Origin of the sequence: Marinobacterium sp. xm-a-127, assembly GCF_013283425.1 — a bacterium.
Taxonomy (GTDB): domain Bacteria; phylum Pseudomonadota; class Gammaproteobacteria; order Pseudomonadales; family Balneatricaceae; genus Marinobacterium_E.
Window position 1 is genome coordinate 60,781 of the sequence record NZ_WBYH01000003.1, and the last position, 14,820, is coordinate 75,600.

At 48.8% G+C, this 14,820-nt stretch carries 15 protein-coding genes; 12 read left to right on the forward strand and 3 right to left on the reverse strand.

The annotated features are described in order from the left end of the window. Window positions 1-7: 7 nt before the first annotated feature. From XMA127_RS06230 to XMA127_RS06245, 4 genes are read left to right on the forward strand one after another with little or no spacing between them, the layout of a single operon-like run. Window positions 8-982: a VWA domain-containing protein gene (locus XMA127_RS06230; protein WP_173494504.1), complete on the forward strand. Its 975-nt coding sequence runs from the start codon at window positions 8-10 to the stop codon at window positions 980-982. Continuing rightward, window positions 982-1,968 (forward strand): VWA domain-containing protein, encoded by a 987-nt coding sequence (locus XMA127_RS06235; protein ID WP_173499065.1) that lies wholly within the window; start codon window positions 982-984, stop codon window positions 1,966-1,968. The genes XMA127_RS06230 and XMA127_RS06235 overlap by 1 nt, the downstream gene beginning before the upstream one ends. Beyond that, on the forward strand, window positions 1,961-2,692 hold the full coding sequence (locus tag XMA127_RS06240) for a hypothetical protein (RefSeq protein ID WP_173482065.1): 732 nt from the start codon (window positions 1,961-1,963) through the stop codon (window positions 2,690-2,692). The genes XMA127_RS06235 and XMA127_RS06240 overlap by 8 nt, the downstream gene beginning before the upstream one ends. Then, window positions 2,686-4,017, forward strand: a complete 1,332-nt coding sequence (locus XMA127_RS06245) for a hypothetical protein (RefSeq protein ID WP_173499066.1) — start codon at window positions 2,686-2,688, stop codon at window positions 4,015-4,017. Before XMA127_RS06240 ends, XMA127_RS06245 begins: the two co-directional genes overlap by 7 nt. Before the next feature lie 22 nt (window positions 4,018-4,039). Here XMA127_RS06245 and XMA127_RS06250 read toward each other — a convergent pair whose 3' ends face one another. Then, entirely contained in the window at window positions 4,040-5,188 is a 1,149-nt protein-coding gene (locus XMA127_RS06250) for an alpha-hydroxy acid oxidase (protein ID WP_173495475.1), read from the reverse strand. Window positions 5,189-5,271: 83 nt separating this feature from the next. Here XMA127_RS06250 and XMA127_RS06255 point away from each other — a divergent pair, with 83 nt between their 5' ends. The 4 genes from XMA127_RS06255 (at window position 5,272) to XMA127_RS06270 (ending at window position 9,035) form a co-directional block, all read left to right on the forward strand. Next, a complete protein-coding gene (locus XMA127_RS06255; protein ID WP_173495474.1) occupies window positions 5,272-5,946 on the forward strand; it encodes a FadR/GntR family transcriptional regulator in 675 nt (224 codons plus the stop codon). A 174-nt stretch (window positions 5,947-6,120) separates the two neighbouring features. Next, window positions 6,121-7,092: a tripartite tricarboxylate transporter substrate binding protein gene (locus tag XMA127_RS06260; RefSeq protein WP_217362052.1), complete on the forward strand. Its 972-nt coding sequence runs from the start codon at window positions 6,121-6,123 to the stop codon at window positions 7,090-7,092. After that, window positions 7,092-7,529: a tripartite tricarboxylate transporter TctB family protein gene (locus tag XMA127_RS06265; RefSeq protein ID WP_173482061.1), complete on the forward strand. Its 438-nt coding sequence runs from the start codon at window positions 7,092-7,094 to the stop codon at window positions 7,527-7,529. The genes XMA127_RS06260 and XMA127_RS06265 overlap by 1 nt, the downstream gene beginning before the upstream one ends. 3 nt (window positions 7,530-7,532) lie before the next feature. Continuing rightward, a complete protein-coding gene (locus XMA127_RS06270; RefSeq protein WP_173482060.1) occupies window positions 7,533-9,035 on the forward strand; it encodes a tripartite tricarboxylate transporter permease in 1,503 nt (500 codons plus the stop codon). A 60-nt stretch (window positions 9,036-9,095) separates the two neighbouring features. Here the strand turns inward: XMA127_RS06270 and XMA127_RS06275 are convergent, their stop codons facing one another. Then, window positions 9,096-9,791, reverse strand: coding sequence for a response regulator (locus tag XMA127_RS06275; protein ID WP_173482059.1), 696 nt, complete (start codon window positions 9,789-9,791; stop codon window positions 9,096-9,098). After that, complete coding sequence (locus XMA127_RS06280) at window positions 9,784-11,373, reverse strand: sensor histidine kinase (protein ID WP_173483498.1); 1,590 nt, start codon at window positions 11,371-11,373, stop codon at window positions 9,784-9,786. Before XMA127_RS06280 ends, XMA127_RS06275 begins: the two co-directional genes overlap by 8 nt. A 224-nt stretch (window positions 11,374-11,597) precedes the next feature. Between XMA127_RS06280 and thrS the strand changes: the two genes are divergently transcribed. The 4 genes from thrS (at window position 11,598) to rplT (ending at window position 14,749) form a co-directional block, all read left to right on the forward strand. Continuing rightward, window positions 11,598-13,514 (forward strand): threonine--tRNA ligase, encoded by a 1,917-nt coding sequence (thrS, locus tag XMA127_RS06285; protein ID WP_173483499.1) that lies wholly within the window; start codon window positions 11,598-11,600, stop codon window positions 13,512-13,514. Window positions 13,515-13,570: 56 nt separating this feature from the next. Continuing rightward, window positions 13,571-14,071: a translation initiation factor IF-3 gene (gene infC, locus XMA127_RS06290; RefSeq protein WP_173482056.1), complete on the forward strand. Its 501-nt coding sequence runs from the start codon at window positions 13,571-13,573 to the stop codon at window positions 14,069-14,071. Between the two features lie 94 nt (window positions 14,072-14,165). Next, a complete protein-coding gene (gene rpmI, locus XMA127_RS06295; protein WP_173482055.1) occupies window positions 14,166-14,360 on the forward strand; it encodes a 50S ribosomal protein L35 in 195 nt (64 codons plus the stop codon). A gap of 32 nt (window positions 14,361-14,392) precedes the next feature. Next, window positions 14,393-14,749, forward strand: a complete 357-nt coding sequence (gene rplT, locus XMA127_RS06300; protein WP_173482054.1) for a 50S ribosomal protein L20 — start codon at window positions 14,393-14,395, stop codon at window positions 14,747-14,749. The last annotated feature ends 71 nt before the right edge of the window (window positions 14,750-14,820 follow it).

The window sequence follows — 14,820 nt, forward strand, 5'->3', positions numbered from 1 at the left end:
TTGGGGAATGTTACAACCTCTTTGGTTGTTACTAACGCCTCTGATTTTGATTCTCTTTTGGCGTCGAAGAGACTCTGATGCGCCTTGGCCAGACCTACTGCAAAGAGAGAGAGTTCGTTACCCTCTTTATGGCGAACTGACTAATGAACAGCCGGAAGCATCGCAATACCAGCCTCGTCGTGAACGGCTATTGTTGATGTCGATGACATTATTCGTATTGGCTTTGGCGCAACCCGTTGTCTACCGTGACACCATTGAGCTACCAGATCAGAAAGATCCTGTAGACCTAGTGCTATTGGTGGATACTAACATCACGATGGTGCTGAAAGACTATTTTGACGGTCAACAGTCGATTGAAAGAATGAGCCTTACCAAAGAGCTCTTATCAGAGTTCGTTAATGGCTTTCAGGGTAATCGTATTGGCCTAAGTATTATGGGTAACCCTCCCTATCATTGGTTGCCGTTTACCGATGATCGAGACGCCGTGACACAAGCCATTGCTCGTATTAGGGTGACACTCGGCGGGCGTTTAAGCGACATGTCGGCTTCACTCAAGCTGGTCAGTGACAACTATCCAACGGATCTTAATCCTGTCGTTGTGATGGTGACCGACAGCGGTATGCAGTTGGGTGAAACCTCTCCACAAGCTGCTGCGAAAGCCCTAGCTGATGCCGGCTATACTCTCTATGTCATTGCGATAGGCTCGACTGAGCTCTCTCAGGAACAGAAAGCGCGTGCCGGATTTGTCTATGATCCCGTGGACCTCGCTCTGTTGGATGAAGTGGCTAAAGCGGGCGCCGGCAAGATGTTTCACGCTCTGAACATCGATGCTTTTGAAGAGGCTCTGCAAACCATTTCACGTGAGCAGACGACTCAGAATCGATCGATTAATACATTGCCCTTGGTGGAGCCGCTCTACCCCTGGTTTATTCTGTCTGGACTCACGCTGCTGATACTGATCTTTGTTAGGAGGAGCGTCTGATGGTTTATTGGCGCGAACCTCTTCTGCTATGGCTAATGCTATTGCCATTGGCGATTCTCGTTATCTCTACTGTTAGAGAAAAAAGGAGACTGACACAGCTGGTCGATGATGAGCTGCTCCCTTGGGTTCAGCCACCCAGTCGCTCTGGACAGGAGGGGTTAAAGCCGCTCTTATTGTCATCGGTTTGGGCGCTTTTGATCCTCTCATTAGCGGGACCTAGAACCCCCCAATTCATACCAAATGATCTTACATCAGCGCAGGATCGAGTCATTATCCTGTTGGATTATTCAGACTCCATGCGAGCGATAGATGCGCGAGGTCTTCAGGGTGTGGTGCCTCGCATAACTGCAGCCACCGAGCTGGCAAACTCTTGGCTGGACCCTGATGTACAGATCGTTGAGACAGGTCTATTAGCTTTTTCTGGCAGTGCACACTGGCTATTAAAACCGACCATGGACAGTCATCTAATCCAACATTTTCTAGCTCAAGGTGATGAGTTTTATCTGCCCACTCTTGGGAGTAACCTAGTTGAGGCATTGTCGGCCATTCGGTCTCTGCCAAGGGGGCCTGATACAAAAAGCCATATAGTGCTTTTAACGGATGGAGATGTGGCTCTGGAAAACAGCGAGAGCATAGAGTCCGCTCTAGTATCCCTGCATGCCTCTATGCCGATGACACTGAATCTAATCGGGTTGGGCGGTGGAGAGCCTACTCAAGTACCCGGTCACCCTTCGGCAAACACTCAAATGAACATCACCTTTCTTAAATCGCTGGCGTCACTGCATCCTGATTTTAGCTACAGGACACCGGAATCCTTGTTAGGGCAGCCCTTGCTAAAGTGGCTCAATATTGAGTCTAGGCGTATCACTCCAGAGAGCTACGCCCGAGTTGTCTGGTCTGAGTGGTTTTCGATACCGCTATTGATAGCACTTCTGCTCATAGTCGTTCTCATTCATCGTTCACCAACGAGGTGGTCGAATGGTTAGTCTAAAACGAGCTGCGCTATTCGGTTATGGCTTACTTTTGCTGTTAGTGATGCTGACCTATTGGGTGGTTCCGCAGTTTATTGAACCTTCGAAATATGAATCACAGTTTCAGCAAGCAGAAGCCTGCTATCGTCAGCAAGATTGGGAGTGCGCGCAGCTCAATTTTGCGTCGGCTGTCTGGTCCTCTGAATCGAATATTGATCGTGGGATTGCACTGTTTAACCTGGCGAATACTCACTTCTACCGAGGCGAATACACACAAGCTAAGTTGCTCTACCAAGAGGCAGAAGAGTTTGGGGTGGATGCGAAAAAAATAGCGGTGAACCTAGCCTTTGCGCGTTCACTCGAAGCATCAATGAAGCAGCTGTTATTGGATATTCAAAAGAGTGCCGATAAAGCCGATTGGCATAACGCTTCAGGTAACCTACCGATCGACCTTTTGGATCAGGTGGCCGAAGGTGTCTACCTTGGTGTCAGTCAGGAGCTTCCGGAAAATATACTTAACCTATCGGCCGATCAGGTCAAACCCCTGTTAATGGCCTCCATCGATCAGCATTTAGGCAGGCAGAGCGAGCTGGAGTACCAGCCACGCTGGATCAGAACTGAATCGACCGACTCCGGAACGACTGCAGAGTTATTGAGTCGTGTGATGCGCCTTGAGTTAGATTTACCTAATAGCATCGATCCAACTCCTATCAAAGTGGAGGGGGAACGGCCGTGGTAAAACTGTTATTGATGCTCGTCTTCAGCATCGGGCAGCTTCATGCTGCCAACTTGTCTATCCTGCCTGAAAAAGCTCAGATCGAGCAGGGCCGCTCTGTGATAGTCAATATCCTCTATGTTGGCCCCACCTCGCCAGATGAGTTGAATGTTAAGCGTTGGCAAACTCAGGTGTTTACAGAAAAAGGTTATCGTAAAGAGAGAGAATTGCCCGATGGGCAGGTAGAAGTAAAGCAGCGCCTTACACTCTTTCCAAGACAATCAGGTCTGCTAACCTTGGGCCCCCTAGCATTGGGTGGGGCTAAATCGCAGCGTTTTAATCTGATGGTGACACCTGCGGTGGTTAATAATGTAGACATTACACCTATCTGGGACACACTGCCGGAACAGATCTGGCAAGGCGAATCCATTGAGAGTTGTGTGAGTATGCCGTTATCTGAGCAACGCAACCGTATTAAGATTGAGTCGCTGGAAATTCCGGGAATCTCTACAGTGCAGACACTATCCAGAACAGGTTTATTTGAGGAGCAGCTCATCGCAAAACGGTGTTGGCGCTTCTCTGCCCAACAGTCTGGAAATTACCTCATTGAGTTACCACCCATTATCCAACGAGGGCGTGGCCGGTGGACTTTCTATCTACCAGCTCAGGTTATTGAAGTCTTACCTCTGCCAAGCTATCTGCCAAACAGCATCAGTATCGGCAAGCCGAATATTGAGGTACAGCAGGGTGAGCTTGGTTGGCGAATCAGTGTCCAGGTGGTTGCAGGGTCTTCGGCGCAAACCTTATGGGGTGTAAGAAGTGCGCTAGCCAGAGCGATGGCTATTTCTACAGATCAAATCATAGATTCTGAGGGTGAATTTTTTGTCCCCTATAAGCGCTGGTCGTTTGGCCAGATTGTCACAGTAAAACTCCCTTTTTTTAATACACTAACGGGGCGATTAGACACAGTTGATCTGCTGCTTAAAGCGCCCTGGAAATTACCAATGACCGCCATTGTGCTCTTATCGTTAGTCGCTGTCGCTATCCTCATTAAAGTGACTCTTTTAGCGGGAGCATTTAGGCAAAGAAGAGAAAGAGTGCAGGCGTTTAAACGTGCGATCTACTCAGCAACGACGGCTGATCAGCTTAGATCACTCGTGTTAGCCTGTGGTTGTGCTGGGGCAGAGCGTAGCGAGCGTTATAAAACCCTTCAACACTGGGCCGATGCGCAAGGTGATCAAGAGGCGACTTGGCTAGCTCACAGCATTAACCAATTGGCTTTTTCTAAAAGCGATCAAGCGCCTCTTGAAGAGATAAAACGAACATTGATCAATCGATTAACTCTTTAGGTTTACCAATTGATCGCTCTTTTTAGAGTTCGCCTTTGATGACAATGTCATCTTTAGACACAGAAGCAATGTCACGATGTCCCATAAAGGCCATAGTCAATTCAGCCTCCTCATGGAAAATCTCTAACATTCTTGTCACACCCGCTTTACCCATAGCGCCTAGGCCATAGACCATAGGACGGCCGACCAACACGCCTTTAGCACCCAGTGCGCGAGCACGAATCACATCTTGGCCAGAGCGGATGCCACCATCCATCCAGACCTCGATCTGATCACCAACAGCATCAACAATCTCTGGGAGAACACTGATCGATGAGCGAGCACCATCTAACTGACGGCCACCGTGGTTTGAGACGACAATGGCGTCGGCACCTAGCTCGATACATTTCTTCGCATCCTCAGCTTCTAGAATGCCTTTGATGATCAAAGGGCCATCCCAAAGTTCACGGAAGAACTTCAAGTCGTCCCAATCTAGGTTGGGATCAAAGGATCCAGCGGTCCATTTCATAAGATCGTTCATGTCATCAACGCCGGTCGCACAGCCTTGAATGTTGCCAAACTCACGATTTTTAGTCCCCAACATGCCGAATGCCCAGCGTGGACGACGTGAAATATCTAAAATATTGGGGATAGTCAGGCGGGGTGGTGCGGTCATACCGTTGCGGTGATCTGCGTGGCGCTTACCAATCATCTGCAGATCCAGTGTAACGACCAGAGCGGAACAGCCTGCCGCTTTAGCGCGTTCGATCAACTTCTTAGTGAATTCACGATCTTTCTGAACATAGAGCTGGAACCAGAAAGGCTTGGTGGTTGCTTCAGCGACCTTTTCAATAGAACAGATGCTCATGGTAGACAGAGTAAAAGGGACACCAAATGCCTCGGCAGCTTGTGCCGCTTTGATCTCACCATCAGCGTGCTGCATACCCAGAAGTCCAACCGGAGCCATCGCAACCGGCATGGAGACATCTTGTCCTACCATCTGAGTCGCTAGAGTGCGGGGTGCAAGATCTCGCGCCACCCGTTGACGGAACAGAATTTTGTTAAAGTCAGAGTCGTTCATTGCCAACGTCTGTTGCGTCCATGATCCAGACTCACAGTAGCCTTGGAACATTTTAGGGACACGTTTGTGGTAGAGACGACGTAGATCAGATAGTTCGCAAATGATACTCATTGAAGGGCTCCTTAACTTTTTTTGCACTCTATCCTGTTGCAGAGTACTCTTGCAGAAAATAAACACCACTTGTCAGACCAGTTATGTCGATCACTTCTTCTCTGTTATCGCTATTGATGGATACCACTCGAGCAGGTGAAACCCTTCCGTCTGAGTCGAGGTTGGCCGCTCACTTTTCAGTATCGCGAAGTGCGATTAGGGAGGCTATGTCAGAGTTGCTTGCCGCCGGTCTGCTCATTAAACAGCAGGGACGTCTTACTCGTCTGGTTAACCCCTTAGAGAGTGTGGTTCTTAATTTACCGGTGAAAGCGGAGCCGACATTGAATGACGTTTGGGATGTGCTTGAGTTAAGAGCTTTTATTGAATCTGTGGCCGCTGGATGTTGTGCTGAAAACGCTTCGAAAAAGCAGATTGCAATCATTCGATCTGAGTTCGAGAAGATGCAGCTGCGGAGTCAAAAGAACACGACATTGATTCGGGCAAAAGCGGATCTTCAGTTTCATATGCTGATCGCTAAATACAGCCACAACTTAGTAGTCGCTAGTTTAAGCGAGCTCTTCTACAACCGTTATTTTTCTTCTATTTACAAGGCCTTAGATCTAACACTTAAACGATATGGGCGATATCCTGAGAGGATTAATCCACAGCATCAGCAGATATTCTCGGCTCTTGAACAAGGGGATCGGTTAGCCGCGCAGGAGGCGGCAAGAGAGCATGTGCTTTACACACGCTCTTTGTTAGCGTTCGCCCGTCAATAGACAATTCTTTTATTCCATACTGTTAAGCTTTCTTGTGAACTTTATGAACAAAATGCTGTTTATAGAATTAATAATCCTTATCGCCACAAGCTTTTTCTTAAGAGTGGATTTTTTTAAATTCCCGTTAACTGTTCATCAAACTGCGATGTCAGTGTTCATAACAAGGAGAAGAAAATGAAACTAGCAAAAATTAAATTTCTAGCAGCAGGCGTTGCAATGAGCGTTGCCTCTTCTGCAATGGCGGCTGAGTGTATTGCACCTGCTAACCCAGGCGGTGGTTGGGACTTCACTTGTCGTCAAATCGGCAAAATCATGCATGACATCGGTGCCGTTAAAGATCCCGTTCAAGTCACTAACATGGCCGGTGCAGGCGGTGGTCTAGCGTACGCGCACGTGGTTAACGAGCGTAACGACGACGGTGATCTTATTGTTGCTGCTTCAACAGCTACTGCAACGCGTCTAGCTCAAAACGCTTACTCAGGTATGACGTCTGATCAGGTTCGTTTCCTAGGTGCTATCGGTGCTGACCCTGGCGTTATCGTGGTTGCTAAAGACTCGCCATACCAGACTCTGAATGAGCTTCTTGATGATGTTATTGCGAACCCAGGTAAGCACGCATTTGCCGGTGGATCAGCTGCAGGCGGTTACGATCACCTTAAAGTCCTAATGGCATTGAAACGTAAAGGCTTCACGGATATCCGTAAGGTTAAGTACATTGCTGTTGATGGTGACGCTGATGCGATCACTCAGACAGTTGGTGGCTTTACGTCAGCAATGACAGGTGACATCTCAGGTGTTGTAAGCTTCATCAAAAACGGCGACGTTCGCGTACTGGCTTCATTCACTGACGAGCGTATCGAAATTCCAGGTCTAGAAGCTGTGATTCCAACGGCTAAAGAGCAGGGTATCGATGTTGTCGCGGTTAACTGGCGTGGTCTGTACACTCCAAAAGGTGCGTCTGAAGCTTCTTACAAGCAGTGGTCTGATGCGCTAGCTCAGGTTGCAGCCTCTAAAGAGTGGGCGGACGCTATGGAAGCAAACGGTCTTGTTAAGTTCACGAAAGTGGGCCCAGACTTCCAGAACTACCTAAACGGTGTGATGCAGGAAGTACAAGATATGTCTAAAGAGCTTGGTGTAATCAAGTAATGACAGATCGCATAACGGGGTTGATCGTCGTTGTGCTGGCGCTCGCGTATTTCGCGGGCGCCACTCAACTGCAAGAGCCTTTTTTCTCTGATCCTCTCGGCCCAAAAGCCTTCCCGATGATGATTGCGTCGGTAGCGGTAATCTGTGGTCTTGTGATGATCATGAAACCGGATCAAGAGCCAGAGTGGCCAGGTTTAACAACCTTTATGCACATTGGCTTTGCAGTTGTAGCGCTGGTTTTCTATGCCTACACACTTAAACCGCTGGGTTTCTTAGTTTCAACCGCGATAGCCGGTACCGCTGTATCCTATCTGATTGAAGCTAGAGCAAAAAATGCTGTGGTGACTGGAGTGCTTTTCTCAGGAGCGCTGTTCCTGATCTTTAAGTTCATCTTCGGTTTAAGTCTTTTCGCGCTACCGCGCTGGTTGATGGGGTAGGGTATGGATATCTTTGCAAATTTGGCCATTGGTTTTGATGTGGCGCTCTCGCCATTTACCCTGGCCCTTGCTATAGCAGGCTGTATCCTTGGAACGATGATCGGCTCTCTGCCGGGTCTAGGTCCATCGAACGGTGTTGCGATACTAATTCCTTTAACATTCTCATTTGGTCTAGATGCAACTCAGGCACTGGTGTTAATGACGAGTGTTTACTACGGCGCCATGTACGGCGGTCGTATCTCTTCGATTCTTCTGAATATCCCGGGTGATGAGCCGGCTATGATGACCTGTCTTGATGGGTATCCAATGGCCAAAGCAGGTCGCGCCGGAGATGCGTTGGTACTCTCAGGTGTCGCTTCGTTTGTCGGTGCACTGTTGGCGACCATTGGTTTAATGCTGCTTGCGCCGTTGTTGGCTCGTGTGGCTTACCAGTTCGGCCCGGCCGAGTACTTTGCGCTCTACATGCTGGCCTTTGCCACCTTAGGTGGTATCGGTTCTAACAACCAGGCTAAGGCAGCATTAGCCGTCTGTATCGGTCTGGGAATCGCGACTATTGGTGTGGATGCTTCAACGGGTATGACTCGCTTTACCGGCGATAACATGCACCTGTTTGATGGTATCGACTTCTTGGTAGCCATCGTTGGTCTTTTTGCGGTCTCTGAAGTACTGGTGTTTATTGAGTCACACGGTAAAGACTCTGCCATAGGCGTGAAACTAGAGAAAGTACGTATTCCTTGGGCTGACATTGCTCGCACTAAATGGACCATGCTAAAGGCAACAGTGATCGGCTTTATTGCAGGTCTATTGCCGGGTGCAGGTGCTTCCTTGGGTAGTTTCTTGGCGTATATGCAAGAGAAGTCATCGGTACGTGACAACTCGCAGTTCGGTAAAGGTGATCCACGTGGTATCGCTGCACCAGAGGCCGGTAACAATGCGGCGGCAGGGGGTGCGTTAGTACCTATGTTGACGCTAGGTGTTCCGGGTTCAGGTACAACAGCCGTTCTGCTAGCACTGTTGATGACGTTGAATATCACCCCAGGTCCCACGTTGTTTAACGATCGACCTGAGGTGGTTTGGGGTTTGATCGCCTCACTACTGATTGCCAACGTTGTACTGTTGGTGCTTAACGTCCCAATGGTGAAGATGTTCAGCCGAGTGCTACAGGTATCCCCTGCGATTCTGCTGCCAGGTGTGACCCTGGTTGCCTTTGTCGGTATCTACTCACTGACCGGTAGCTACTTCGATCTACTATTGATGATTGGCTTTGGTGTGCTGGGTTACCTGCTTCGCAAGATGGACATTCCTTCAGTACCGGTGATTCTGGGTATCCTGTTGGGTGGTCACATGGAAGTGAACCTGCGCCGTGCGATGGTGCTTTCTGATGGTGACTGGACCTATCTGTTCAGCAGTAACATCTCAGTCGGTCTATGGATTGCTGCTGTTCTTGGCTTCCTAGCGCCGTTCATCTTCCGTGGCAAATTGAAACCACCTACGCAGAGTAGCTAACCACGACAGGTTGGTAGATGCTCTAATAAAAAACGCTGATAAGACTCAGCGTTTTTTTGTTTATAGCCCTTTGTAGCGCCGTTCAGGTCGGCCGACCGTGCCATAGTTAATATCGGCATTGAGTCGCTCTTGTCCCACTAGATATTCCAAATAGCGTCTCGCGGTGGTGCGGCTAGAGCCAATGCGCTCGCCTACCTGTTCTGCACTTAAAGAGTCATGACTCTCCCTGAACACCGCAACGATTTTATCCAGTGTAATCTGGTCGATCCCCTTGGGTAGAGCTTCAAGTTTAAGGCTGCTGTTTTTGCTCTCTCTGTGACGCGAGAGCAGTTGATCAACATCTTGCTGAGACAGCTCGTTAGCTTGATTGGTAAGGGTGGTTTTATGTGATCTGTACTGGTTTAAGGCGCCAGAGAGTCGATCAAAAACTAAGGGTTTCAGAACATAGTCAAACACACCCAGGCGCAGAGCCTCGGATAGGCTATCGACCTCTTTAGCGGCTGTAATCATGATGACGTCGGTTTGTGAGTCCCCTGAACGCAGGGTTTTAAGAAGATCTAAACCGCTTCCGTCAGGGAAGTGGATGTCTAACAGCACAAGATCCGGCTGGAAAACGTCGAGCATATCTTGTGCGTCTCGGGTTGAGTGGCTAATGCCTATGACGTCAAAGCCATCGATGCGCTCCACAAAACGTCGTTGAATTTCAGCAATCTGTGGATCATCTTCAGCGATCAGTATTTTCAATGTATCAGACATCCTTGCCACTCCTTGGTAGATAGAGGGTAAAACGGCTTCCGCCTGAGTGTGAGGCCTCAACAGTAATGTGGCCACCTAGGGCCTCTATGGTCTCTTGCACTAAAAATAGTCCTATGCCGCGACCTTCGCCTTTGCTGCTGACGCCTGAGGTAAATAGGTTGTTGATCTTGTTGGGATCAATACCCTCACCGTCATCTTCGACCTCAATAATGATATCCGAGCCCATATCGGTCATTGATAGACGTACCTCTTCGGAGTGGGCCGAAAGTGAGGCATCAAAAGCGTTATCAATGAGGTTGCCGATTAACGTCACCATCTGCTGTGATTCAATATGAGACGGAAGTTGGTGAAGCTGTGAACCCTCATCAATCTCAAGTGTCAGCCCTAGTTCATTCGCGCGATTGAATTTTCCGAGTATACAGCCTGCTACGACCGGATCTGCCACCGACTCTTTTAGCCAGGTTAATAGCTCCTGGTGCTCCTTAGTCTCCTGCCCAATAAGATCGAGCGCTTCCTGCTTGGCATCTAAGCTGATAAGACCTGCAATGGTGTGCAGTTTATTGGCGTATTCATGTGCTTGTGAACGAAGTGCTTCAGCATACTGGCGAATGCGGGTTAGCTTTCGGCTCACCTCCGTCAACTCATCTTTCGGGCGGAAGCTGGCAACCACACCCACCACCTGGTCCTCTTTAACGATGGGTAATCGGTTAATGATCAGCTGTCGGCCGTTGACGAGAGTCTCTCGGTCGTACTCGGCTTCACCGGTCTCAAGCAGCATGGGCATTCTTGAATCGGGAAGCACCTCACTGAGTGGGCGTCCTGAAACATCTTGATCATCAATCCCCAGTGTTCTCAAGGCTGCTCGGTTAAAGGTGGTGATTTCACCTTTTGAGTTAATGGAGATGATCCCTTCTCGAACCGACTCTAGCGTGGCGTTTCGCTCTAGGAATAGGGCAGCGATCTCGTGAGGTTCAAGGTCAAAAATGGCAGACCTAAAACGGCGTGCAATCCACATGGCCAACATAATCGATACCAAGAGTAGGGCAAAGGTGCCTACGATGACGGTGCCTTGATAGTTAAAGATGGTCTGGTCGATGGTTTTGGTTAAATAACCGACCGAAACCACGCCGACGATCTTACCCTGATCATCCAGCACCGGTGTCTTGCCTCGGATTGACTCCCCAAGGCTGCCAACGGCTTTAGAGATGTAGCTCTCACCGAGTTCCAGTGCGCGATAGTTATCACCACCCACCATCGGTTTGCCGATGCGTTCTGGTTTTGGGTGAACGAGACGTATGCCGTCAATGTCGCCAATAGAGATGAAACTGGCGTCGGTTGCTAATCTGAGGTCCGCTACAATGGCTTGGACAGCGTCACTATCACTTCGACTGACAGCGTCGCGAATAGAGGGGGTTTGAGAGATCATTGACGAGAGCTGCAGGGCGCGTTGACCGATCTGATCTTCGAGTGAATCCGCTAGATATCTTAGGGTGAAAATTCCCAACACAATCGCCTGCGTCAGGATCAATAGACTGACCAGTAGTGTTAAGCGGGTGCTGATTTTAAGGCGAGGTGCTTTCATCCCTGTGCTCTTATCATTTTTGTTGTCGCAATGATGCCACGATGCTTGATAAAAATCAGTCACTTCGTGGCTAACCATTGGGTTTTAAGCCGGATCAGGGTGGAGACTGGTTGGTTAGATCTGTATAATACTGCCCTTCAATTGAAACGCGCTTCGACTGAGTCGTTCGCACATAACTTACGTGGCCTGTCGTATGGGTCACCACTGAGCACTAGGATCTATAAATGCCTGTTATTACTCTTCCTGATTCAAGTAAACGTGAATTCGATCAGCCACTGTCTGTCTTTGATCTGGCGTCTGATATCGGCCCAGGTCTAGCGAAAGCTACCCTTGCTGGTCGAGTGAATGGTGAATTGGTTGATACCTCTTTTGTCATCGAGGCGGATGCAGACGTCTCTCTTATCACGGCGCGCGATGAAGAGGGTGTCGATATCATTCGTCACTCAACTGCGCACTTGATGGCGATGGCCGTTCAAGATCTTTTTCCTGGTGCTCAAGTGACGATTGGTCCAACGATCGATGACGGTTTCTACTACGATTTTGCTTATGAGCGTCCATTTACGCCAGAAGATCTAGAGAAGATCGAAAAGCGCATGGCGGAACTGGCTAAGTCGAATCTTCCTGTTGAGCGCTCAGTTATGAGCCGTCCTGACGCAGTGAAAATGTTTGAAGCGATGGGCGAGAAGTACAAGGTTGAGATCATTGAATCGATTCCTGGTGAAGAGGATCTCTCGTTCTACAAGCAGGGTGATTTCATCGATCTATGTCGTGGCCCACACGTGCCTAATACGGGCCACCTAAAAGTTTTCAAACTGATGAAAGTGGCTGGCGCTTACTGGCGCGGTGACGTTAAAAACGAGCAGCTAACTCGTATCTACGGCACAGCTTGGGGTGACAAGAAAGACCTTAAAGCCTACTTGCACCGCCTTGAAGAGGCAGAGAAGCGTGACCACCGTAAACTCGGTAAGCAGTTGAATCTGTTCCATCTTCAGGAAGAAGCACCAGGTATGGTGTTTTGGCATCCGAATGGCTGGACTCTTTGGCAGGCAGTGGAACAGTACATGCGTGAACAGCAGCGCAAACGTGGCTACCAAGAGATCAAGACACCGCAGGTGGTTGAACGTACTCTGTGGGAAAAATCAGGTCACTGGGATAAGTTCCAAGAGCAGATGTTCACGACCCACTCTGAGAGCCGTGACTTTGCCGTTAAGCCGATGAACTGCCCATGTCACATTCAAGTATTCAACCAGGGATTGCGTTCATACCGTGACCTACCTTTGCGTATGGCTGAATTTGGCTCGTGTCACCGCAATGAGCCATCTGGTGCACTGCACGGTATCATGCGTGTTCGTGGCTTCGTTCAAGATGATGGTCACACTTTCTGTGCTGAGGACTCTATTCAATCTGAGGTGGCTGAATTCATCGACTTCCTTCATGAGGTCTACACTGATTTTGGATTCAGCGACATTATCTACAAGCTCTCTACTCGCCCTGAGCAGCGCGTAGGTTCTGATGAAGTATGGGATAAAGCCGAAAAGGCGTTGGCTGACGCATTGGATGCAGCGGGTCTGGATTGGGAAGAGCTTCCTGGTGAAGGTGCCTTCTACGGTCCTAAGATTGAATTCTCACTACGTGACTGTCTGGGTCGTGTTTGGCAGTGTGGAACGATTCAGGTCGACTTCTCGATGCCGGGTCGACTCGATGCTCAGTTTGTTAACGAGAAGGGCGATCGTGAAACACCGGTTATGTTGCACCGTGCGATTCTAGGTTCGTTTGAGCGATTTATCGGTATTTTGATTGAGCACTACGCGGGGGCGCTGCCGACTTGGTTGTCTCCAGTGCAGGTTGCCGTCATGAATATCACCGATAAACAGTCAGATTTTGTCAATGAAGTGGTGTCTAAGCTGCAAAATAGCGGCATTAGAGCAATTTCGGACTTGAGAAATGAGAAGATCGGCTTTAAAATCCGCGAGCGCACTCTACAGAAAATCCCTTATCTTCTAGTAATCGGCGATAAAGAAGTTGAATCTGGCAGCGTTGCTGTACGCACACGCACAGGTGAAGATATGGGTGTATTTAGTGTTGAAGACTTTGCTAACTTGTTGATTCAAGAGAATAATCGCAAAGGTCGCAGCGAATAAAAACGCTTTAGGAGAAACTAGCTATCAAGCGTGATAACAAGCGCGGTCAAAAGAATTTGCCGCCAATTAATGAAAATATTCGAGCTCGTGAGTGTCGTTTAATCGGCGCTGACGGAGAGCAGGTTGGTGTTGTAAGCCTTAATGAAGCGCTTCGTGCGGCTGAAGAGGCAGGATTGGATCTAGTACAGATCTCCGATTCCGACCCAATCGTCTGTAAGGTGATGGACTACGGTAAACACCTTTACGACCAGAAAAAACGTGCAAATGAGGCTAAGAAGAAACAGACTCAGATGCAGGTTAAAGAGATTAAGTTCCGTCCAGGGACTGATGTGGGGGATTATCAGGTAAAACTACGCAACCTGATACGTTTCCTAGAAGGTGGAGATAAGACCAAGATTACGATTCGCTTCCGCGGTCGTGAGATGGCGCACCAGGAGCTCGGAATGGAGCTTCTTAATCGAGTTGAAACGGATTTGGCAGACTACGGTACTGTTGAAGCTCGTCCTAAACTTGAAGGTCGTCAGATGGTCATGGTCATAGCTCCTAAGAAAAAGTAGTTGGTTCCAAACTAAGACCTGCCGTGCCATCCAGTATGGTGTTGCAGGTTTTGTTCGTTCCAACAGATAACTAACGAATGCGTGGAGAAAGTAAATGCCAAAGATTAAATCTGTCCGCGGTGCGGCAAAGCGTTTCAAGAAGACTGCTAATGGCTTCAAGCACAAGCAAGCCTTCAAAAGTCACATTCTGACCAAGAAGACTACTAAGCGTAAGCGTCAGCTACGCCCAATGCTTCAGGTACATGCAGCTGACCAGGCTCTGGTTAAGCGCATGCTTCCATACATTTAATTGGTTACGAATAGGATTAAGAAGGAGTTACCATGCCTCGCGTAAAACGTGGTGTACAAGCTCGTGCACGTCATAAAAAAGTATTGAAACAGGCTAAAGGTTACTACGGCGCTCGTAGTCGTGTATTCCGCGTAGCCAAACAAGCTGTCATCAAAGCGGGTCAGTACGCTTACCGTGACCGCCGTCAGCGCAAACGTCAGTTCCGTGCTCTGTGGATTGCTCGTATTAACGCAGCAGCTCGCATCAATGGTTTGTCGTACAGCCGTCTGATCGCTGGCCTTAAAAAGGCTAACGTTGAGATCGACCGTAAGGTACTGGCTGATCTGGCAGTGCATCAGCAAACAGCGTTTACCGCTGTTGTTGAAAAAGCAAAAGCAGCACTAGCCTAAGACAATCGTCACCCTAGGGTGATGAATTGATCGACTCAGATAGGGGAAGGGTGCTCGCTCTTCCCCTATTT

What these genes read in the sequence shown, in the direction of transcription:
- thrS (WP_173483499.1), top strand. Translation starts at nt 11,598, where the DNA reads ATGCCTGTTATTACTCTTCCTGATTCAAGTAAACGTGAATTCGATCAG.
- XMA127_RS06240 (WP_173482065.1), top strand. Translation starts at nt 1,961, where the DNA reads ATGGTTAGTCTAAAACGAGCTGCGCTATTCGGTTATGGCTTACTTTTG.
- XMA127_RS06230 (WP_173494504.1), top strand. Translation starts at nt 8, where the DNA reads ATGTTACAACCTCTTTGGTTGTTACTAACGCCTCTGATTTTGATTCTC.
- XMA127_RS06260 (WP_217362052.1), top strand. Translation starts at nt 6,121, where the DNA reads ATGAAACTAGCAAAAATTAAATTTCTAGCAGCAGGCGTTGCAATGAGC.
- XMA127_RS06265 (WP_173482061.1), top strand. Translation starts at nt 7,092, where the DNA reads ATGACAGATCGCATAACGGGGTTGATCGTCGTTGTGCTGGCGCTCGCG.
- XMA127_RS06255 (WP_173495474.1), top strand. Translation starts at nt 5,272, where the DNA reads ATGTCGATCACTTCTTCTCTGTTATCGCTATTGATGGATACCACTCGA.
- XMA127_RS06250 (WP_173495475.1), bottom strand. Translation starts at nt 5,188, where the DNA reads ATGAGTATCATTTGCGAACTATCTGATCTACGTCGTCTCTACCACAAA.
- XMA127_RS06280 (WP_173483498.1), bottom strand. Translation starts at nt 11,373, where the DNA reads ATGAAAGCACCTCGCCTTAAAATCAGCACCCGCTTAACACTACTGGTC.
- XMA127_RS06275 (WP_173482059.1), bottom strand. Translation starts at nt 9,791, where the DNA reads ATGTCTGATACATTGAAAATACTGATCGCTGAAGATGATCCACAGATT.
- rplT (WP_173482054.1), top strand. Translation starts at nt 14,393, where the DNA reads ATGCCTCGCGTAAAACGTGGTGTACAAGCTCGTGCACGTCATAAAAAA.
- rpmI (WP_173482055.1), top strand. Translation starts at nt 14,166, where the DNA reads ATGCCAAAGATTAAATCTGTCCGCGGTGCGGCAAAGCGTTTCAAGAAG.
- XMA127_RS06270 (WP_173482060.1), top strand. Translation starts at nt 7,533, where the DNA reads ATGGATATCTTTGCAAATTTGGCCATTGGTTTTGATGTGGCGCTCTCG.
- XMA127_RS06235 (WP_173499065.1), top strand. Translation starts at nt 982, where the DNA reads ATGGTTTATTGGCGCGAACCTCTTCTGCTATGGCTAATGCTATTGCCA.